This is a genomic window from Bradyrhizobium sp., assembly GCF_035570375.1.
Taxonomy (GTDB): Bacteria; Pseudomonadota; Alphaproteobacteria; order Rhizobiales; family Xanthobacteraceae; genus Bradyrhizobium.
On sequence record NZ_DATMLW010000107.1, the window covers coordinates 1 to 18787 of the forward strand.

Below are 18787 nucleotides of genomic sequence, written 5' to 3' on the forward strand. Positions count from 1 at the left end.
ATCGGGCCGATCGCCGACAACAGCACCACATACATCGCGAAATCGGCCAGCGCCATCAGCGTCGGTCCCGACACCGTGCCGCCGGGACGCAGCATCTGATCGCTGTAGCGCTGGCGCAGCAGGCAGGAAGCACCATCTGCACTTTCGATCGATATATCGCCGCCGCTGAAGGCCTGGGGGAACTCGACGTGGAGAAACTTCTCCAGTTCAGCCACGCTCATTTTCGCTATCGCCATCTTGTTTTGTCCACCCTCGCCTCGTCTTGCTTGTTACATTAAGCTGTCACATCTGCCCAAATGGATTATTCGTGGATTATTCGTGGATATCTCGATGACGCCCCAGGCCGCACACGCCGCTGCACCACAGACGCCGATTCTCCTGCGCGAGACCGTCGGCAGCATCCGCGTGCTCACGCTCAATCGCCCCGCAGCCCGCAACAGCCTGTCGGAAGCCATGATCGCCGAACTGCACGCGGCGCTGAGGGACATTCACGACGATTCCGAGGTGCGCGCACTGGTGATCGCGGCCAACGGCCCGGCGTTCTCCGCCGGCCATGATATGAAAGAACTGACCGCCCGCCGCACCGATGCCGATCGCGGACGCGCTTATTTCGCTCACATCATGACCGCATGCAGCGCGATGATGCAGGCCATTGTGCAACTGCCAAAGCCGGTGGTCGCGGCCGTCCAGGGCATCGCCACCGCGGCCGGCTGCCAGCTGGTGGCAAGCTGCGATCTTGCAGTCGCATCGGAGGCCGCAACCTTCGCCACGCCCGGCGTCGATATCGGACTGTTTTGTTCGACACCGATGGTGGCGCTGTCGCGCAATGTTCCGCGCAAGCAGACGATGGAAATGCTGCTCACCGGCGAGCCGGTCCCGGCAACGACGGCGCGGGATATCGGCCTCATCAACCGCGTCGTCGCCGCCGGAACCGAGCGGGACGCCGCCATCACGCTGGCGCAAAAGGTCGCGCTCAAATCCGCCTATACGATAAAGCTCGGCAAGGCTGCGTTCTATCGCCAGGCCGAAATGAGTCTTGCCGACGCCTATCGCTATGCTGCAGAGGTGATGACGGAAAACATGATGGCGCGCGACGCCGAGGAAGGCATCGGCGCCTTCATCGAGAAACGCGAGCCGAAGTGGCAGGACAGGTAAACTTCATGCGCCTCATTGCAGGGGCCGCGAAGCCTTTCGGACTCCGTCATTTCGGGATGGTGCGCAAGCACCAGACTTCAGATGAGCAATTGCACGTCGGGGAATTTCGAGATCACGGGTTCGATGCGTCTCGCCCCGGAATGACGCCTGGTTGCTTCGTCACGACGCCTTGCAATCACGGCTGAAAATGGAATGACACTTCAAAATGAACCATGACGCCTACGCCGACACGTATATCCGCGAAATTCTCAACGGCGTGAAATCGATCGCGATGGTCGGGGCGTCGCCGGTCAACGTGCGGCCGAGTTACTTCGCCTTCAAGTATCTGGCGCAGCGCGGCTACGACATGATTCCGGTCAATCCCGGCCATGTCGGCAAGAGCCTGCTCGAAAAGCCCTTCGTCGGGTCACTGCTCGACATCGGACGCCCCGTCGACATGGTCGACATCTTCCGCAATTCGAGCCACGTCATGGCGGTGGTTGATGAAGCGTTGAAAATGAAGCCGCTGCCCAAGGTGATCTGGATGCAGCTTGGCGCGCGCGATGACGCTGCTGCTGAAATGGCCGAAGCCGCCGGGCTCAAGGTGGTGATGAACCGCTGCCCGAAAATCGAGTATGGACGGCTGTCCTCGGAAATTTCCTGGATGGGAGTGAATTCGCGCACGCTCAGTTCGAAGCGCGCGCCGGTGCCGACTCAGGGCATGCGGCTTTCCCTGAACCGCATGAGTGTCAGCGGTGGCCAGACCGCCGCATCCGATCGCGCCGCGAAAGACCGGAACGACCTTTCCTGATGTGATGCGAATGCCTGCAGCTTCTTTAACGCGCGATGCAGGGCAAGACAGCCCCGTTGAAGAGCGAAGTCGCCTTGACGGCGGGCCGCTCGGCCATCAGCATAATCCAGCGTCTCGCAAAATAGGGCAAAACAGGAACACGCATGACCGATCGTCCTCCCGGTTTTTCTACTCTGGCCGTCCATGCCGGCGCGCAGCCCGATCCAACCACCGGCGCACGGGCGACGCCGATCTATCAGACCACATCCTTCGTGTTCAACGATGCCGACCATGCGGCCTCGCTGTTTGGATTGCAGGCGTTCGGAAACATTTACACTCGGATTGGAAATCCGACCCAGGCCGTCCTTGAAGAGCGTGTCGCAGCGCTGGAAGGCGGCACGGCGGCACTGGCGACGGCTTCCGGCCACGCCGCGCAGGTCGTTACCTTTCAGATGCTGCTCAATCCCGGTGACGAGTTCATCGCGGCGCGCAAGCTTTATGGCGGATCGATCAATCAATTCACGCACGCCTTCAAAAGTTTCGGCTGGAACGTGGTATGGGCCGAACCGGATGATGTCGAGAGTTTCGAGCGCGCGGTGACGCCGCGCACCAGAGCGATATTCATCGAGTCGATCGCCAACCCCGGCGGTAGCATCACCGATATCGAGGCAATCGCGACGATCGCCCGCGACGCCGGTGTTCCTCTGATCGTCGACAATACGCTGGCAACGCCCTATTTGATCCGCCCAATCGATCACGGCGCCGACATCGTGGTTCACTCCCTGACGAAATTCCTGGGCGGCCACGGCAATTCGATCGGGGGAATCATCGTCGATGCCGGCACCTTCGATTGGTCGAAGGACAACAAATATCCGATGCTGAGCGAGCCGCGGCCGGAATATCACGGCATCAGGATCCAGGAGACGTTCGGCAACTTTGCTTTTGCGATGGCCTGCCGCGTGCTCGGCCTGCGCGACCTCGGCCCCGCGATCTCGCCGTTCAACGCCTTTCTTATCCTGACTGGCATCGAAACGCTGCCATTGCGCATGCAGAAGCATTGCGACAACGCCAAGGCGATCGCAGAATGGTTATCGGCTCATCCGGCGGTCGCCTCCGTCAACTATGCCGGACTGGCGGCCGACAAATACAACAACCTGGCACGTAAATACGCCCCGAAGGGCGCTGGCGCGGTGTTCACGTTCAGCCTCAAGGGCGGCTACGACGCGGGCGTCAATTTGGTGTCGAGGCTCAATCTGTTCTCGCATCTGGCCAATGTCGGCGACACCCGCTCACTGGTGATTCACCCCGCCTCCACCACGCACAGCCAACTCGATGATGCCGCCAAGGTGAGGTCAGGCGCTGCGCCCGACGTGGTCCGTCTGTCTATCGGAATCGAAGACAAGGAAGATCTGATCGCCGACCTCGGTCAGGCCCTGAGCGCGTAAGCGGCGCGCTCTCTTGATCGTCGCTGTTGGGAGGTGGCGAGTCCGACCTGGTTCGGCGGCGACATGCGTTCGGCAAGATTCGGGTACCACCAGCCTTGTGATCTTCGGTCAAACCAGCATTTTCAGGGCGCTCGTTAACACTCCTTCCAGCATCATTTGGCATTGAATCATATCGGATGATTCGGAGCAGAACCATGTTGCGCTGGTTGATGCCACTTGCGGCCGTGATGGCTATGATCGGTTCTGCGTTGGTCGGTTCTGCGTTGGTCGGCCCCGCTTTCGCTGCCGATTTGCCGAGAGGCGCGGACGTTTACGGCGCCGCGCCGCCGGCTGCTCCCGTCTATGTCGCGCCCGAGCCCGGTCTCCTTTTCACGCCGGATGAGCGGTTTCCCTACATCCGGATTCCGCCATCCACGCCGCTTCTTCCGGGATCGTCGGCGCTGCCTGGCTATTACGGAACCAGCTTCTCCTACGAGTACCACCCCTATTACGGCGGGCCCAATCTCAGCTATTGGTATCGTCTGCCCTATGCATGCGGCGTCTACGGTTATTGCTAGCCGTTTCGCCGTCTAGCCCGACTGTGCAGCCGGCTGGCCGACCTGTTGCGGCTGCGCTCGCCGATCAGCCAATCGCTCCGCTTGCAGGACCGCGAACGTCAAAACGGCGATCGCCACAGCCTGATGGGCGAGCGCAAGATCTATCGGCACCTGATTGAGCAACGTGAGAACCCCGAGCGTCGCCTGCAATATCACGCCGCCCGCAAGCCACAACGCGCCATTGATGATTGACCTGTCGGCATGCGAGCGCACCGCATCCACCGCATGCAGGATTGCGGTCACAAACAGTGCGTAGGCAACCATCCGGTGCTCGAACTGAACCGTCAGCGTGTTTTCGAAAAGATTGCGCCACCACGGCGTCTCGAAGAAGAGCCGCGCCGCCGACGGAATCAACGCGCCGTCGATCCCGGGCCAGGTATTGTAGATCTTGCCTGCGCGCAGGCCCGCGACCAGTGCGCCGAGATAAAGTTGCACGAATGTCAGCGCCAAGAGCGCAATCGCCGTGACCTTGAGCCGCGATGATGAAGTCGCAGCCGGCCTCTCGCCGAGCCGGCGCAGCGTCCAAACGACAGCAGCAAAGATCGCAAGCGCCAGCATCAGGTGGGTGGCGAGCCGATATTGCGAAACCTCGACCCGCTGCGACAGTCCCGATGCCACCATCCACCACCCGACTGCGCCTTGCAACGCGCCGAGGCCCAGGATCAGCCACAGCCGCCGCCTCAGCTCCGAGCCCAGGACTCCGCGCCACAGGAACCAGAGGAACGGCACGAGATAGGCGATGCCGATAAACCGCCCGAGCAGCCTGTGGCTCCATTCCCACCAGAAGATCGTCTTGAACTCATCGAGACTCATGCCGGCGTTGAGCTGACGATATTGCGGAATGGTTTTGTAGGCTTCGAAAGCCTCGCTCCACTGTGCCCGACTGAGCGGCGGCAAGGCGCCGGTGACGGGTTTCCATTCGACGATCGAAAGCCCCGATTCGGTCAGGCGCGTGGCCCCCCCGACCAGCACCATGGCTGCGATCAACGCCGCGACGGCAATCAGCCACCCGCGGACAAGGCGATCGTTCGAGACTTGGTGGACGGAAATACCTGTCATCGATGCTGTTTGCTTGTAGTAATTGGCGCGCTCCTTATAGTCCGCTCCTTCCCGCGCGCAAAGCGCGCACATCGACGAACCGCGCAAGACGCTTATGAAGATACGCACACGCAAATTGTTCGGAACCTTCGCCCTGCTGTCGCTGGTCGTGGCGTGGTCACTGATGGGGATGACGATTGCGCAAACGCCGTGGCTTGCGAATTCGGGGCTGTTGCAGGCGATCTTTTACGCCGTGGCGGGCATCGGATGGGTGCTGCCGGCGATGCCGATCGTCAGCTGGATGTCGCGGCCGGACGCCTAAAACATCCTGCTCGGGGCAGCTTTTACCGGTGGGAATGGAACACCCGACAGAATGACACGCATGGCGCGAAGCGAGCGTTGCCGGCCATCCCAGGAAATACGCGGCAGCGCGTGCAGGCTGGTTCGCCCTTCCGCCTCGATGACGCCCGGGACCGTCGAGACCGCGCTGACGAAACCAGCCTCTTCGGCCATCACCACGTGCTTTCGGCTCCACGAGGCGGGATCGCCAAATGGATAGGCGAAATGCCTGATCTCGCGTCGCAACGCAGTTTCGGCGACCGCCTTGCCCATATTGATTTCGCGCATCGCGGCCGCGTCCTTCAGATTCGACAACACGGGATAGTTCACGGTGGCGCTTGCGATCGTCACCAGCGGATCGGCTGCAAGCCTCGCCAGATCGTTCCAGTCGAGCGATGCCTCACGCGACAGCGCGGCAAGATCGACCGCATAGCGTGTGCACAGGTCCTTGATTGCAATCGAGAGATCGGAAGGCGCAAGCGAGCGCATCCATTGCGCAAGAAAATCATAGAGCTGATATTTTTCCGACGCACGCGCGATTTCAAAATGCCTCTCTTCACGGTTGATCACGAGACTGATGCGGCTCTCACGCGCGATCGCCTGTTCGAGCGCAAGCCACCAGGCCTCGCCGATTCCGTCGGGAAAGGCCGTCGGCACGTACAAGGTGAAGGGCACACCGTGCCGCGACAGCACGGGATAGGCGGAAGTGACCACGTCCTTGTAACCGCCATCGAACGTCAGGCACGCAAACCGTCGCCGCGAAGCCAACCTCACCGCCTGCCGGCACACTTCGTCGATCGAAACGATATCGTATTTCCAGCGCTTCAAGGCGCGGATCGTCCGCTCCAGGAATCTCGGTGTGATCTCGCGAGACTTCAGCGGCTGAAAGCGATCAACACGCCGTGGACGAACGCGCTCGAACCGGAGGATGACGGCCACACCATGGCTCTCCAGCCATGCACGACCGCTGAAATAGGAAAGTTCCAGTTTCAGGCTGCTTAGAAATGTCGGGTCGGATGACAAACGCTCGTCCTTTCGCGCGCAGGCGGAAACCCTACCTCCCTTGGGCCGGAAAACGCGCAAATTTCAGGTTAAAAAAACTTTATTGCCGCGTGTTGCCCACAGACGGGGCAGTCCGGCTGCAAACTCTTCATGCATTTTTCGCAGCAGGCAATGGTCGAAGGGTCATGGCCGGCTACCGCGATGTGTTTGCGGACCGTTAACCGTCTTCCACCGGCGGACCGATCCAACGCTGCTTTTGGACTCGCAGTCCCGCCGGTGCCCGCCCCTTTAGCGATAACTGTTTCTTCCGATTTGTCCCCTATGCCCGAAGGCGGGGAATTCGCCGGGGCCGGCCTGACGGCCTGTGCGAGCATGGGCTAGAGACAGTGGAACCGATCAGCGCACGCTCGATGCTGGAAACCGCATCTGCCGCCTCCGCCGCGGCGGCCGAAAGCCGCCCGCCGATCGAGCGGCGCCAGCGGTTGTCCCCGGCCGCCCTGGCCGTCGTCAACCAGAAGGTACGCGGCGCTTACTCTCCGATCGTAATAGCGGGTCTGGTACGCCTCGCTGATTTTGTCCTGCTGAGTTTCGTCGGAATTGCGCTCTATCTGAGTTACATGGTCCCCCTCACCGGCTTTCACTGGGAATATGTCGCAGCCATTTTCGCAACGACCCTGACGGCGGTGATCTGCTTTCAGGCCGCCGACCTCTACGATGTCCAGATGTTTCGCGGCCAGCTCCGCCAGATGACGCGAATGATCTCGTCGTGGACATTCGTGTTCCTGCTGTTCATCGGCGCGTCCTTCTTCGCAAAGCTCGGCGGCGAGATTTCGAGACTCTGGCTTTCCGCATTCTTCTTTCTCGGTCTTGCCGCCCTTATTGCCGGACGACTGTTTTTGCGCACCCTGGTCCGGCGCTGGACGCGCCAGGGCCGTCTGGATCGCCGCACCATCGTGGTCGGCGCCGACGAGAGCGGCGAATTGCTGATCGAAGCGCTCAGGGTTCAGGAAGATTCGGATATCGAAATACTCGGTGTATTTGACGACCGCAACGACAGTCGTGCGCTCGACACTTGCGCGGGCAGTCCCAAACTCGGCAAGGTCGGCGATATCGTCGAGTTCGCCCGCCGCACCCGCGTCGATCTCGTGCTGTTCGCGCTGCCGATTTCGGCGGAAACGCGGATTCTCGAAATGCTGAAGAAGTTATGGGTGCTGCCGGTGGACATCAGGCTTTCCGCCCATACCAACAAGCTGCGTTTCCGTCCGCGCTCCTATTCCTATCTTGGCGAGGTTCCGACGCTCGATGTATTCGAGGCGCCGATCACCGATTGGGACCTGGTGATGAAGTGGATGTTCGATCACTTCGTCGGCGGCATCGTTTTGCTGCTGGCAACACCCGTCATGGCGCTGGTCGCGCTCGCGGTGAAGCTCGACAGTCCCGGGCCGGTTCTGTTCCGGCAAAAACGTTTCGGATTCAACAACGAGCGCATCGACGTCTTCAAGTTCCGTTCGCTCCATCACGACCAGGCGGATCCAATGGCCTCGAAAGTCGTGACCAGGAATGACAGCCGCGTCACCCGCGTGGGCCGCTTCATCCGCAAGACCAGCCTCGACGAGATGCCCCAGCTGTTCAATGTCGTGTTCAAGGGCAATCTCTCGCTCGTCGGTCCGCGCCCGCATGCGGTGCAGGGAAAATTGCAGAGCCGGCCGTTCGACGAGGCGGTGGACGGCTATTTCGCACGTCACCGGGTGAAGCCCGGCATTACCGGCTGGGCACAGGTCAACGGCTGGCGCGGCGAGGTCGATAGCGAAGAGAAGATCCAGAAGCGCGTCGAATTCGACCTCTATTATATCGAGAACTGGTCCGTATTGCTTGACTTCTACATTCTTCTCAAGACGCCGCTGGCGTTGTTGACCAAAAGCGAGAACGCCTACTAAGCACGGCCAGGGGGCTGAAACCGCTGCAAACACGAGCGTGGCCTGACTTACTTTTCGACCTCGAAGCTGATGCCGGCGTGATCGACCAGCCGCTTGATCAGCCGGTGCTGCATGGCCGCGCCCGGCGTCCAAATCCCCGCGGGCACGTCGGGCGCATCGCGCAGGAGGCAGATCGCGCATTCGGCAATCATCTTCGACGTCGACCCATAGCCGGGGTCGCGGTCGTCCTTCACGGATGCGCGGACCTGGCGGCCATCGGGGGCAATTCCGACGAAGAGCAGATCGTAGTACCCGCTCTCGCGCTCCTCTTTCGAGGGACCTTCGCCGGGCTTGGGCACTGCCGATGAACCCAGACTGTTGCTGGCCGCCATAATGCGTTTGGCCCTGGCCTCGCCTTCCTCGCCAGGGCCGGCGATCTGCATTTCGTCATAGATAAAATCGCGACCGTAGGGGAAGCCCATTAACGCGTTGGAGCGATGCACATTACGCGTATTGATGTTCGCCATGAAGAATGGCGTCAACCAGGTCTGAAGATCGTCATCAAACACCGGCCTGTTGCCCGGCGGTTGCTTCGGCCCGCTGAACCCCGGCGTCAACGCAAATGGGTCGCGTACCAACGTCAGCAGGCTCGGATCTTTCGCCGCTGCGTCGAACACTGCCTTGCCACTTGCCGCCGTCCCGCCCGAGAAGGTCCCCTTCATGGCGCGAACCCGTCCCTTGACCCGCGCGACCGGCGCGCCCATCGCCTTCTTTGCGGCTTCCTGGCAGAAGAACACACCAAGCTCGAACGGCAGCGAGTCGTAGCCGCATGAAAACATGATGCGCGCGCCACTGCGCTCTGCCGTCGCCTGATGAGCATCGATGATCCGTCGCATCCACGGCACCTCGCCGCAGAGATCGAAATAGTCGGTACCCGAAGCCGCGCAGGCAGCCACCAGATCATTTCCGTAGAGCAGATAGGGACCTACCGTGGTCACGACGGACCTGGTCTGTTCGATCATCGCCTGCAGCGATGAGGGGTCGCCGGCATCGGCCCTGATCAGGGCAATGTCGGCGCTCGCGCCGACAGCGTCGCGAACCGAGGCAAGCTTGTCGAGGCTGCGCCCGGCCATCGCCCATTTCGGCGCGTCGTGGCCTGCGTAATGCGTCGCGAGATATTCGGCAACGAGCTGACCGGTGAACCCGGTCGCGCCATAGACAACAATGTCGAACTTCGCCGAAGATTTCATGTTTCACTTTTCCATGAGGCAATGACGCCCGGTCAATTCATTTCTTTCCATACGACACGCCCATTCCGGCCCGCACGTCGCTCTGAATGCCGTATGGCGGAATCGGGTAACGCAGGCCGTTTTTGGCAAGCGCCTTCATTCCAACGATCGCCTTGGCGAGGTGCGAAGGTTTTAGCGCCATCAGCATCTCCTCGTCAGGCACGCCACCATACCGCCGCTCCGCATAGCACGGCAGTGACAGGCTCGGCTCGCCCGTCTTGAGCGCCCGCCCCCATGAATCGGCGCACGCCGTCTCGCCCACCACACCCCATTCGAACTTCTTGTATCCGCTCCATTGCAGGCCGTTGATCAGGATGATCATCTGGCCCGGCGTGGCATAGAGGAGGCAAATGTCGGGCGGGTTGAGCCGCCCGCTCGCCAGCGGAGAGACCGCCATCGCCCGGTATTGACCGTAGGCAACGACGTCCAGCGCCTCCTGCCGTTTGCGCGCGTCCTCGGCATTTTCATGCCAGACGCCGACATAGGCCTCCCCGGCGCGCCACTTCTCGTCCTGGGGCGCGAGCCCGATCACCGCGCGACACTGCGCGCCGACGAGGTCCTCCGCCGTGATGCCGACTGTCCAGCCGAGCCGCGAGGCCATGCTGACGATCTGGTCGGTGGTATGAACCGCCGTCGGCCGCCTGATTTTCGGGATCGCCGCCATTTCCGCGACGCTTTCGAACATCTTCAGGCCGATCACCGTGGCCTTGAGGCGCAAGAGAGCATTCAGATCGGCTAGCATGGCGGCGAAGTCGAACTGTTCCGGCGGGGTTTGCTGGTGCATGGCGTTAGCTCTGGAAGCTTGGCGCGGCTGAGCTGCCCGCCTGTAAGGGGCAATCCTAGCCTGATTGCCCGGTGGTTGCGACTGGCAGATCACGCCTGTTCCATCCCGCGGCGCGGATTGCGCCCGAGTGATGCATGGACCATGTCCCTCCGAAAACAGAGGGCGCAGGGAAAGCCGGGTGTCTGATGCACCCGCAGCCTCGTATGCAAAAGTGAAAAAGCATACGAGCAAGTCACCACAGGTTCACCGGATCAATCCGGCCTTCCCTGCGCAATGGTTTTAACGGCTTATAGCGCGCTCTCCCCGGTGACCGGGCTTTCTTGCCACCGTCGCAGGCCACGATGCGAAGCATCGTCGCCAACTTGACGCCAGCGTCGGGGCGTCAGGACCACACGACTTCGCCGTCCGCGAGATAAGCGCATTCGTCAGCGCGCTTCCCGCGTCCACCGCATCCCGCCCCGCGTTTCCTGACGATCGCGAGCCGCCCCTCTGAGTGAGACGGGATGGGGCGAGTCGTAAATTTGATTTGCCCGACGTGAAAAGCGAATATTTTTTCGCGGAGGGACTGGACAAGTGCGAAGCCCGGGGTGCGTCTGATTTGCCCGTCGGGCAGTCTTTTGGCTCTCTTCCATGTCGATCACTTATTTCCAACATCATCGATTTCATCATCGTCGGACGTTCGTGACTTTTGTTGCGCGCGACGCCAGCATGAGCTTGCGACGTTCACAGAGGCGACTGGATGAAAGGCCGGAAATTGGTTATCTAGCCTCATGTCAAAATCTTAAGAAGCGTGGTACTTGGTTCAGAATGCCGAGCAGTTGCGCATCGACCGCATCCGTGAATCGGTGGAGAAGAAATTTCCGAAACTGGCCGACGCCGATGCGTCGAAAGCGGCCATTCGAGTAGCCGTGGGAGAACCCGACTTCGTCAGGTGGGCGACGAGAATTCGTGTCGCGCCTCTTCAACCAACCAATCCCGAAACCGTCGGACCGCGGGCTTTTGTAGGGCCTCGGTTGTCGCGACGGCATGGTACGCGAATTGCACGGGCCAGTTCACCGTCAGCGCCTTTACCAGACGCTGTGCGCGAAGCTCGTCATTGACATAAATATCTCGCACCAGCGCCAATCCTTGTCCCGCAACAGCCGCGCGCACAATCAGTTGGTTATCCGAAAACGCTGGACCCTTTTTGCAGTTCGGCGCGTCTACGCTATGGGCTTCAAACCAAAGCGGCCAGTCCTGGCGATTGAAATCGTGGAGCAGAGGAAATGCCAAGCAATCGACCGGCCCCTTGAGGGGGGCACGCTTTTTGAGCAGATCGGGGCTTGCGACGACGATAAGTTCGGGAGCAACGAGCCGAATGGCTTCTAAGCCAGGGTACTTTCCCAACCCATGCCGAATTGCCAAATGGATCGGCTCTCGCTTCAGATCGACTGGGCGGTTGCCGGTCTCCACGGCAATTTCAATATCCGGATATCGTTGCGCGAACATCGCAAGTCGCGGTACCAGCCAAGTCGCCGCGAATGACGGCGTCGTACTTATCACCACGCGGCTCGATGATCGGCCGCCGAGTTCGCGATCGACCGCTTCGATCGCCCGAAAGGGCTCGGCAAGCGCAGCAAACATGGCTTCACCCGCGGCGCTGAGCTCGACGCCCGAGGGATTCCGAAAAAACAGCCGACGACCGGCCGCCTCCTCAAGCTGGCGAATGCGTTGACTGACCGCGCCCGGCGTGAGCGCGAGCTCATGCGCGGCTTGCTTCATCTTTCCGGCGCGCGCCACGGCAACGAACGTCTGCAGCAACGCGAAGCGTCTGATCATGATGCAAGTTTAGCACAGCTAAACCTACCCGCCAAATCTATCGCTTGCCGGTCCGCAACCCGCACTCGATGTTGAGGGGGACGCATCACCCCAAAACGAGGGTCGTCTCGATGACCGATATCATCCTGCATCACTACGGGACCTCTCCTTATTCGGAGAAAGTTCGGCTCGGTCTTGGTCTCAAGGGCCTGGCCTGGGGATCGGTCGAGATCCCTGTCATCATGCCAAAACCCGATCTGACGGCGCTGACGGGAGGCTATCGCAAGACGCCGGTGTTGCAGATCGGCGCAGATATTTATTGCGATAGCCAGCTGATCATGCGCGAACTCGAGCGCCTGCACCCCAGCCCGAGCTTTTATCCGGCCGGCCACGGCGCGGCCGACGCGCTTGCCTGGTGGGCCGAAAAGACCACGTTCAGCCCGGCTGTGAGCATCGCGTTCGCGAAGAGACCCGACGCATTGCTCGAGGGATTTCTCGAAGACCGGGCCAAATTCTCTGGCCGAAATATCGATCCCGCCGCGATGAAGGCGGCAGTACCGAACTTGCTCGATCAGTTGCGCGCGCATTTCGATTGGCTGAACCAGATGCTGACCGACGGGCGCTCATTCTTGCAGGGCTCTGCCGCTAGCCTTGCCGATCTCGCCGCCTATCATCCGGTTTGGTTCTTGCAGCAAAATTTCGGACCAGCGGCGGCGCCGCTCGATGGCTTTCCAAGGCTGCTGAGCTGGGCCGAGCGGGTTGCCGCAATCGGCCACGGCCGGCGGAGCCCAATGACCTCTGAGCAGGCGCTCGATGTAGCCCGCGCCGCCACGTCAATCGCTAGCGCAACCCCCGATCCGCGAGACCCCGTCGGCCGGAAGCCTGGCCAGACCGTCACCGTCACGCCGGATGATACCGGGCGCGACCCGGTCATCGGCGAATTGGTCGCCTCGGGCGTCCATGAGATCGTCATCCGACGCAGCGATCCCGCCATCGGCGAGGTCTGTGTGCATTTTCCACGCGCCGGCTTCGTAGTTGAATCGGCCTAGCGTAAGGCCCGCACTCGCTTGGCACGAGGAGATGCTTATCCGGTTTTCACCCAATTTGAGGGAAGGAAATGAAAATAGCAGTCACTCATAGACTTGATGATACCTGTATTGAGAAAGCATGGAAACGCGCAGATCCGGTGCGGCTTCATAACGGCCATTAGTAACAACCGGATAAGCATGAATGAATGAATTCAAGGAGACATCGTGGGTATCCTGACCGAAGAGATGAAGCGTCGTCACCGAGATTCAGCTCACCGGCAAGGAACGGCTGAAGACGTCTCTCTCACGACGTTTTGTCGGTATGAAGGATTGCAGGCTGACGAAACGACTGGAAGTTCTTCACCCGCCACGATTTGCGGCGTCGTGGACCGCGCAGTGGATCGATTCAGTGACAGGTGCCCGAATGGAGGGATTCGGGACGGAAAGAGTAAACGTCCCCGAACGTAGCACATGCAAGCCGCGCTCGGGCCGATTCTATCGATTGATCGGGGTAGATACTGATTATGGCTAGTCCTTCATCGAGGCCGCGCCGGCCCTCGCGCGCGGAGCTCGCGGGCGACCTCTTTGGCGCACCGGAGCAACCGGATGGATTCCGGTACCCTACCCATTCGTTGCGCGCGGCAAGAAAGGCCTCGTTCAGCCCGCTCTAAAGGTCCGCGGCCACGAATATCTCCGCATCATCTATGGCCCGGAATACGACGCCCCCGAAAATCTTGTGCGACTGCGCGAGCGCGGCCTGGGAGGCAAGCGCAATCTCGCCCTTCGCGAATTCGCCCTTGGTCACGAGGCATTGAAGCGCTTCGTGCCCGCGAACCGCTCAGGCGCGTCCACGAATGCGTGTTCGCCGTGCTCGCGCTTGAGAGCGAGCCGATCGATCCAAGGCTTTAATAAGCCGGTACGAGAAAGGGCAAAGGACGGTGGGGCGTTGACGATATCGGACGAGTTACTGGTTATGGCTAGAGCCTATTCGGTTTTGATAGAATCAAAACCGGGCTCTACTCTTTTGTTTTGACGCGTTTTCTTCACGCGAACCGGTTTCCACTCCGCTCGAAAACGCTATAGGTCCCGGCAACAGCGCATCGATCTTGCCGGTGATCCGATAGGCGGCAAGGCCGATCCATTCGCGCACCGCCGTGTCGGTGCGTTCCAGGCCATCAAGTGCGATCGGCGAAAAGGTCAGAAGATTGGCGGCGCCGCCCACACGCCAGTCCACTGGATAAGGCTCTACGGCAAAGCCCGCCTTGCGAAACAGCCCCATCGAGCGCGGCATGTGAAAGGCAGATGTCACCAGCAACCACCGTTCACCATCTCTCGGTTTCGCGATGGTTTTGGAGAATTCGGCATTTTCCTGGGTGTTGCGGGAAAGCCGCTCCACCGTCACTCGCTCCCTGGCAATGCCGAGGTTTTCGAGGACTGAGACGGCATAATCGGCTTCCTTGGCGGAATCTTCCGCAATCAGATTGGCGCTTCCACCGGAATAAAGGATTCGGGCGCTCGGATATTTCCGCGCAAGGGCCGCGGCCGCGACAACGCGGTCCGCGGCGTGCAGAAACGCCGCCCTGCCATGCGCAGCCGATAGGTCGGGATCGACGCCGCCGCCGAGCACGACGATGCCGTCGGGTGCGCCGTGCGAGGCATCCCATGTCGGAAACCGTTGCTCAAGCGGATAGAGCAACAGTTTTCCGAGCGGCGAAAAACCCGCAATCGCCAGAAATACAGCGGATATGATCAACAGTCGCCGGCCGAGAGCCGCCCGTCGCGTCGCCAACAGGATCGCACCCATCACGCCGACGCCGATCAGAAAATTCGCCGGCAAAAGCATGATGCCGAGCGTCTTGGAGAGCAAAAAAAACACAAGAGGCCCCTTCGAATGTCTGCTACAGCGTCATACGCGACCCTCGCCTGAACCAGAAGTCCCTCATCATGCACCATCACCTGCATTCCAGCCCCGAAACCTGTCACTGGGGCTTCTTCGAAGCGAAGCTCAAGCCGGTGCTCACGGTCTCAAGCGGCGACGAGGTGACCATCGATACGATCAGCGGCGGCCCTGAGGTCGTGCCGGACCGCAGCAAATTTCACGTCCCGCCAGAACTCGCCGAAGTCCACGCCAGAAACGAGCGCATGGTGCCCGGGCATATCCTGACTGGGCCTGTCGCAATTTCGGGCGCCGAGCCCGGCGATGTGCTGGAAGTCGAAATCCTCGATGTCAGGCTGCGCCAGGACTGGGGGTACAACCTGATCCGGCCGCTTGCCGGCACGCTGCCGGACGATTTCAGCGAACCGCGGTTAATCAATATTCCGCTCGACCGCACACGGTTGGTGGGAACCTTGCCGTGGGGGCTGGAGCTGCCGTTGGCGCCGTTCTTCGGCGTGATGGGAGTTGCGCCGCCACCGGCCTGGGGTCGCATCAGTTCGCTGGTCCCGCGCGCGATGGGCGGCAATCTCGACAACAAGGAACTGACGCCTGGCGCGAAACTTTATCTGCCGGTGTTCGTGCCGGGTGCGTTGTTTTCCTGCGGCGATGGCCATGGCGTCCAGGGTGACGGTGAAGTCTGCGTCACCGCGATCGAAACCGCCCTCCAGGGACGGTTCAAACTGACGTTGCGCAAGGATTTGCGGCTCGGCTATCCGCGCGCCGAGACACCAACGCATTACATGACCATGGCGATGGATCCCGACCTCGACCAGTGCGTGGTGCGCGCGCTGCGCGACATGATCGTGCTGCTTGGGGAAAAGCGGAACCTGTCCCGGGAGGATGCCTACACGCTGTGCAGCCTGGCTGCCGACCTGCGGGTCACCCAGACCGTTAACGGCTCGAAAGGCATCCATTGCATGATCGCAAAAGCGATCGTTCACGGCTGAAAACGGCTTGCCATCACGAGGATTCGCCTGGAATTTGGCCTTAAGGTAATTGGCTTCACTTGACCTACCGCATACCGTGGTAATCTAACAGCTCGCCAGTAAAGGAGACGCTTGCTAGATGGACAGACGCCTGGCCGCCATAGTCTGCGCGGACGTCGCCGGTTACTCCCGCATGATGGGCGTCGACGAGGCGGGAACGCATGCCGCCTTCAAGGCCCATCGAAGCGCAATACACCCGATCATTCTCAATCATGGCGGCCGGATCGTGAAAAACACCGGCGACGGCTTTCTGCTGGAGTTTCCGAGCATCGTCGGAGCCGCCGAGTGCGGCATCTCGATGCAAACCCTGATGGCGGAGCGCAACAACCACCTCCCCGCCGACCGCGTCATGCAATTCCGTCTCGGCATTCACATGGGAGACGTGATGGCCGACGAGGGCGAAGTTTTCGGCGATGACGTGAACATCGCCGTGCGTCTAGAATCGGTCGCTGCGCCCGGCGGCATCGCCGTTTCGGCGAAGGCGTATCATGAGGTCGGCAAACATCTTCCGGTGCCCCTCGTCGACGCCGGCTGCCATCGGTTCAAGAACATCGATCAGCCGATCAATGTGTGGACCTGGGAACCCCTGGGAGGCCGTAACCCGTCGCCGAAGGATATGTCGGGGCTGCCGGCCCAATATCGGACCGCGATCGTCGGCGTGCTTCCGTTTGTCAATCTCAGCGACGGCGCCGACGAATATTTTTCGGACGGACTTACGGAAGATTTGATTCACGCGTTGTCGTTGCAATCGTTCTTTCGCGTGCTGAGCAGAAACGCGACGTTCTCGTTCAAAGGCAAAAACCTGAGTGCGCGTCTCATCGCGCGGGAGATCGACGCGACCTACCTGATCCAGGGTTCGGTCCGGCGCGCCGGAAGCAAGGTCCGCGTGACGGCCGAGCTGATTGCGCCCGAAAAGGGCGAGCAATTGTGGAACGGCCGATATGACAGGGACATCGGCGATCTGTTTGCGATGCAGGACGAAATCACCGTAAGCCTGTGCGCAGCGCTCGCCCCCGAGATCTATCGGGCGGAGGCTTCCGCGCCTTTGCGATCGTCGTCCACCGATTTGACCGCATGGGACCGGTTTCTGAGAGGACTATCTCACTACTATCGCCAGACCAAGACGGATTTCGAAGCTTCGATCGCGCTGTTCCGGGAGGCGATCGCGCTCGATCCGGAGCTTTCGATCGCGCGCGCCTATCTCGCCACCATCCAGGTACAGAACATTCAGTATGGGTGGATCCGAAGCACCCGCGAATTATGGGCCGAGGCGATGTGTCTTGCGGAAAACAGCGTCAGGCTCGATCCGCGATCCTCGTTTGCCTATTCAATCTTGTCCTACGTACACGCGATGGAGGGGCATCACGAGGAAGCGCTCGAGGCCGGCAAACGGGCGGTTGAGCTCAATCCGTACGACATGGGCGCCCGCGGCGTTCTCGGCATTTGTTATCTCGTCATCGGAGAGCATCGACAGGCCATCGAACTGTTTTCAATTGCCGTGCAGCGCGGCAACAGTGACCCCCGGTATAAATGGTCCGCGTTGCTCGCCTTCAGCCACTACCTTCTCGCGCAGTATGATGCCTCGCTGTCATGGTCGCGTGAGGCACTCTATTTGAATCCCACTCACCTTCAGATGCTGGCCCTGCGGGCGGCAGCTCTTGCGCAGCTTGGTCGAACCGAGGAAGCGGCACAGGCGGCCGCGGTTTTGCTGAACACCTTTCCGGGCCTGACCGTGGAGCGGCATCTGAGGAATTTCCGTTGGAAGACGGAGGCCGACATCGCCCACTATCGCGAAGGGCTTCTGAAGGCCGGCGTACCCCTGAGCAACTTGACCCTCGTCGATCCCGCGTCAAAAGCGCATGGCCTGAAGCATTAGCTCTAGATCATGATGCGATTAAGTGGAATCGCATCATGATCTCATCTCTTTGTTTGAGCATGATCTTTTCGGAAAACCGGTTTCCACTTTTCCGGATCATGCTCTAGTGCGGCGAATTTGAAATTCCTATCGGTATCGCGGCAAGTTCGTGATAGGAACTTCAAATTCAAAGCCGCACTAGAATTAAAAAATTGCTAGAGCTCCTTTGATTCCGAAGTTCGCATCAGAGGTCGCCGCGATAGCTTGCGAACTTCGGAATCGGAGCTCTGGTGCGGCGAATTTGAAATTCCTATCGGTATCGCGGCAAGTTCGCGACAGGAACTTCAAATTCAAAGCCGCTACTCAAATCAACAAGTTGCCAGAGCTCCTTTGATTCCGAAGTTCGCATCAGAGGTCGCAGCGATAGCTTGCGAATTTCGGAATCGGAGCCCTATAGCGTTTTCGAGCGAAGTGGATACCGGTTCGCGTGAAGAAAACGCGTCAAAACAAAAGATTAGAGCCTCGGTTCTGATTCAATCAGAACCGAAACGGCTCTAGTGGATGGCCGGGGGTTCTCTGTTGCCACCGATCCGGATTCTGCCAAAGCTTCGACACACCCTGAAGTGGCTTGGTTTTGAGATTTCGCGTTTTTCGATTCGTCGGCTTGCGTAAAAAACGAAAATAGCAGCTTTAGTAATTGAATGATTGGGGGTTGAAGTCTCATGCAAGACGACCGCGTTGGTTCACCTGCAGACGGCACACCCGACCAGCAGACTCTCGTTTCCCCCAACAATCCCTGTCCCTTCCTGCGCGCGCTTGTGGCGGGCGGCTTCGTCGGCGGACATATCGTCC

17 protein-coding genes and 2 pseudogenes are annotated in these 18787 nt (G+C 60.2%); 11 read left to right on the forward strand and 8 right to left on the reverse strand.

Going from position 1 to position 18787, the window contains the following annotated elements; all coding sequences use genetic code 11:
* Window positions 1-236 (reverse strand): annotated as a pseudogene (locus tag VNX23_RS11315) (phenylacetic acid degradation protein); the annotation flags it as partial.
* A 94-nt stretch (window positions 237-330) separates the two neighbouring features.
* Here VNX23_RS11315 and VNX23_RS11320 point away from each other — a divergent pair.
* The 4 genes from VNX23_RS11320 to VNX23_RS11335 all read left to right on the forward strand — a co-directional run bounded on the left by VNX23_RS11320 (window position 331) and on the right by VNX23_RS11335 (window position 3926).
* On the forward strand, window positions 331-1155 hold the full coding sequence (locus tag VNX23_RS11320; protein ID WP_325630024.1) for an enoyl-CoA hydratase: 825 nt from the start codon (window positions 331-333) through the stop codon (window positions 1153-1155).
* 205 nt (window positions 1156-1360) lie between these two features.
* Window positions 1361-1945 (forward strand): CoA-binding protein, encoded by a 585-nt coding sequence (locus tag VNX23_RS11325; protein ID WP_325630026.1) that lies wholly within the window; start codon window positions 1361-1363, stop codon window positions 1943-1945.
* A gap of 143 nt (window positions 1946-2088) precedes the next feature.
* A complete protein-coding gene (locus tag VNX23_RS11330) occupies window positions 2089-3369 on the forward strand; it encodes an O-acetylhomoserine aminocarboxypropyltransferase (RefSeq protein ID WP_325630028.1) in 1281 nt (426 codons plus the stop codon).
* 194 nt (window positions 3370-3563) lie between these two features.
* Window positions 3564-3926 carry a hypothetical protein gene (locus tag VNX23_RS11335; RefSeq protein WP_325630030.1) on the forward strand — a complete coding sequence of 121 codons (363 nt, stop codon included), beginning with the start codon at window positions 3564-3566 and terminating at the stop codon, window positions 3924-3926.
* A 12-nt stretch (window positions 3927-3938) separates the two neighbouring features.
* Here VNX23_RS11335 and VNX23_RS11340 read toward each other — a convergent pair whose 3' ends face one another.
* Complete coding sequence (locus VNX23_RS11340; RefSeq protein WP_325630032.1) at window positions 3939-5024, reverse strand: COX15/CtaA family protein; 1086 nt, start codon at window positions 5022-5024, stop codon at window positions 3939-3941.
* 94 nt (window positions 5025-5118) lie between these two features.
* Between VNX23_RS11340 and VNX23_RS11345 the strand changes: the two genes are divergently transcribed.
* The gene (locus VNX23_RS11345) at window positions 5119-5325 is read left to right on the forward strand and encodes a DUF2842 domain-containing protein (RefSeq protein ID WP_325630034.1); all 207 of its coding nucleotides are present in this window, start codon (window positions 5119-5121) and stop codon (window positions 5323-5325) included.
* Here the strand turns inward: VNX23_RS11345 and VNX23_RS11350 are convergent.
* The gene (locus VNX23_RS11350) at window positions 5322-6365 is read right to left on the reverse strand and encodes a polysaccharide deacetylase family protein (RefSeq protein WP_325630035.1); all 1044 of its coding nucleotides are present in this window, start codon (window positions 6363-6365) and stop codon (window positions 5322-5324) included. The two genes, VNX23_RS11345 and VNX23_RS11350, sit on opposite strands and share 4 nt — an antisense overlap.
* A 365-nt stretch (window positions 6366-6730) precedes the next feature.
* Here VNX23_RS11350 and VNX23_RS11355 point away from each other — a divergent pair, with 365 nt between their 5' ends.
* Window positions 6731-8281: an undecaprenyl-phosphate glucose phosphotransferase gene (locus tag VNX23_RS11355; protein ID WP_325630037.1), complete on the forward strand. Its 1551-nt coding sequence runs from the start codon at window positions 6731-6733 to the stop codon at window positions 8279-8281.
* 47 nt (window positions 8282-8328) lie between these two features.
* Here the strand turns inward: VNX23_RS11355 and VNX23_RS11360 are convergent, their stop codons facing one another.
* The 3 genes from VNX23_RS11360 to VNX23_RS11370 form a co-directional block, all read right to left on the reverse strand.
* Window positions 8329-9510 (reverse strand): saccharopine dehydrogenase family protein, encoded by a 1182-nt coding sequence (locus VNX23_RS11360; RefSeq protein ID WP_325630038.1) that lies wholly within the window; start codon window positions 9508-9510, stop codon window positions 8329-8331.
* Between the two features lie 37 nt (window positions 9511-9547).
* The gene (locus VNX23_RS11365) at window positions 9548-10333 is read right to left on the reverse strand and encodes a DUF169 domain-containing protein (RefSeq protein ID WP_325630040.1); all 786 of its coding nucleotides are present in this window, start codon (window positions 10331-10333) and stop codon (window positions 9548-9550) included.
* Window positions 10334-11260: 927 nt separating this feature from the next.
* Window positions 11261-12133 carry a LysR substrate-binding domain-containing protein gene (locus VNX23_RS11370; protein WP_325630042.1) on the reverse strand — a complete coding sequence of 291 codons (873 nt, stop codon included), beginning with the start codon at window positions 12131-12133 and terminating at the stop codon, window positions 11261-11263.
* Between the two features lie 128 nt (window positions 12134-12261).
* Here VNX23_RS11370 and VNX23_RS11375 point away from each other — a divergent pair, with 128 nt between their 5' ends.
* Both VNX23_RS11375 and VNX23_RS11380 read left to right on the forward strand, forming a co-directional pair.
* Complete coding sequence (locus VNX23_RS11375) at window positions 12262-13179, forward strand: glutathione S-transferase family protein (protein ID WP_325630044.1); 918 nt, start codon at window positions 12262-12264, stop codon at window positions 13177-13179.
* Window positions 13180-13768: 589 nt separating this feature from the next.
* Window positions 13769-13876: pseudogene (locus tag VNX23_RS11380) on the forward strand (hypothetical protein); the annotation flags it as partial.
* On the opposite strand, the gene VNX23_RS11385 reads toward VNX23_RS11380, so the two are convergent.
* On the reverse strand, window positions 13826-13963 hold the full coding sequence (locus VNX23_RS11385; RefSeq protein ID WP_325630053.1) for a hypothetical protein: 138 nt from the start codon (window positions 13961-13963) through the stop codon (window positions 13826-13828). The pseudogene VNX23_RS11380 and the gene VNX23_RS11385 sit on opposite strands and share 51 nt — an antisense overlap.
* A gap of 5 nt (window positions 13964-13968) precedes the next feature.
* On the opposite strand from VNX23_RS11385, the gene VNX23_RS11390 reads away from it, so the two are divergent.
* Window positions 13969-14067: a hypothetical protein gene (locus VNX23_RS11390; RefSeq protein ID WP_325630049.1), complete on the forward strand. Its 99-nt coding sequence runs from the start codon at window positions 13969-13971 to the stop codon at window positions 14065-14067.
* A 94-nt stretch (window positions 14068-14161) separates the two neighbouring features.
* On the opposite strand, the gene VNX23_RS11395 is transcribed toward VNX23_RS11390, so the two are convergent.
* Complete coding sequence (locus VNX23_RS11395) at window positions 14162-15034, reverse strand: YdcF family protein (protein ID WP_325630045.1); 873 nt, start codon at window positions 15032-15034, stop codon at window positions 14162-14164.
* A gap of 65 nt (window positions 15035-15099) precedes the next feature.
* On the opposite strand from VNX23_RS11395, the gene VNX23_RS11400 reads away from it, so the two are divergent.
* On the forward strand, window positions 15100-16041 hold the full coding sequence (locus VNX23_RS11400) for an acetamidase/formamidase family protein (protein ID WP_325630051.1): 942 nt from the start codon (window positions 15100-15102) through the stop codon (window positions 16039-16041).
* A gap of 118 nt (window positions 16042-16159) precedes the next feature.
* Window positions 16160-17956 (forward strand): adenylate/guanylate cyclase domain-containing protein, encoded by a 1797-nt coding sequence (locus VNX23_RS11405; RefSeq protein WP_325630047.1) that lies wholly within the window; start codon window positions 16160-16162, stop codon window positions 17954-17956.
* Window positions 17957-18787 lie beyond the last annotated feature (831 nt).

Coding starts and splice junctions, on each gene's coding strand:
- VNX23_RS11320 (WP_325630024.1), top strand. CDS start 331: ATGACGCCCCAGGCCGCACACGCCGCTGCACCACAGACGCCGATTCTC.
- VNX23_RS11325 (WP_325630026.1), top strand. CDS start 1,361: ATGAACCATGACGCCTACGCCGACACGTATATCCGCGAAATTCTCAAC.
- VNX23_RS11330 (WP_325630028.1), top strand. CDS start 2,089: ATGACCGATCGTCCTCCCGGTTTTTCTACTCTGGCCGTCCATGCCGGC.
- VNX23_RS11335 (WP_325630030.1), top strand. CDS start 3,564: ATGTTGCGCTGGTTGATGCCACTTGCGGCCGTGATGGCTATGATCGGT.
- VNX23_RS11340 (WP_325630032.1), bottom strand. CDS start 5,024: ATGACAGGTATTTCCGTCCACCAAGTCTCGAACGATCGCCTTGTCCGC.
- VNX23_RS11345 (WP_325630034.1), top strand. CDS start 5,119: ATGAAGATACGCACACGCAAATTGTTCGGAACCTTCGCCCTGCTGTCG.
- VNX23_RS11360 (WP_325630038.1), bottom strand. CDS start 9,510: ATGAAATCTTCGGCGAAGTTCGACATTGTTGTCTATGGCGCGACCGGG.
- VNX23_RS11365 (WP_325630040.1), bottom strand. CDS start 10,333: ATGCACCAGCAAACCCCGCCGGAACAGTTCGACTTCGCCGCCATGCTA.
- VNX23_RS11375 (WP_325630044.1), top strand. CDS start 12,262: ATGACCGATATCATCCTGCATCACTACGGGACCTCTCCTTATTCGGAG.
- VNX23_RS11405 (WP_325630047.1), top strand. CDS start 16,160: ATGGACAGACGCCTGGCCGCCATAGTCTGCGCGGACGTCGCCGGTTAC.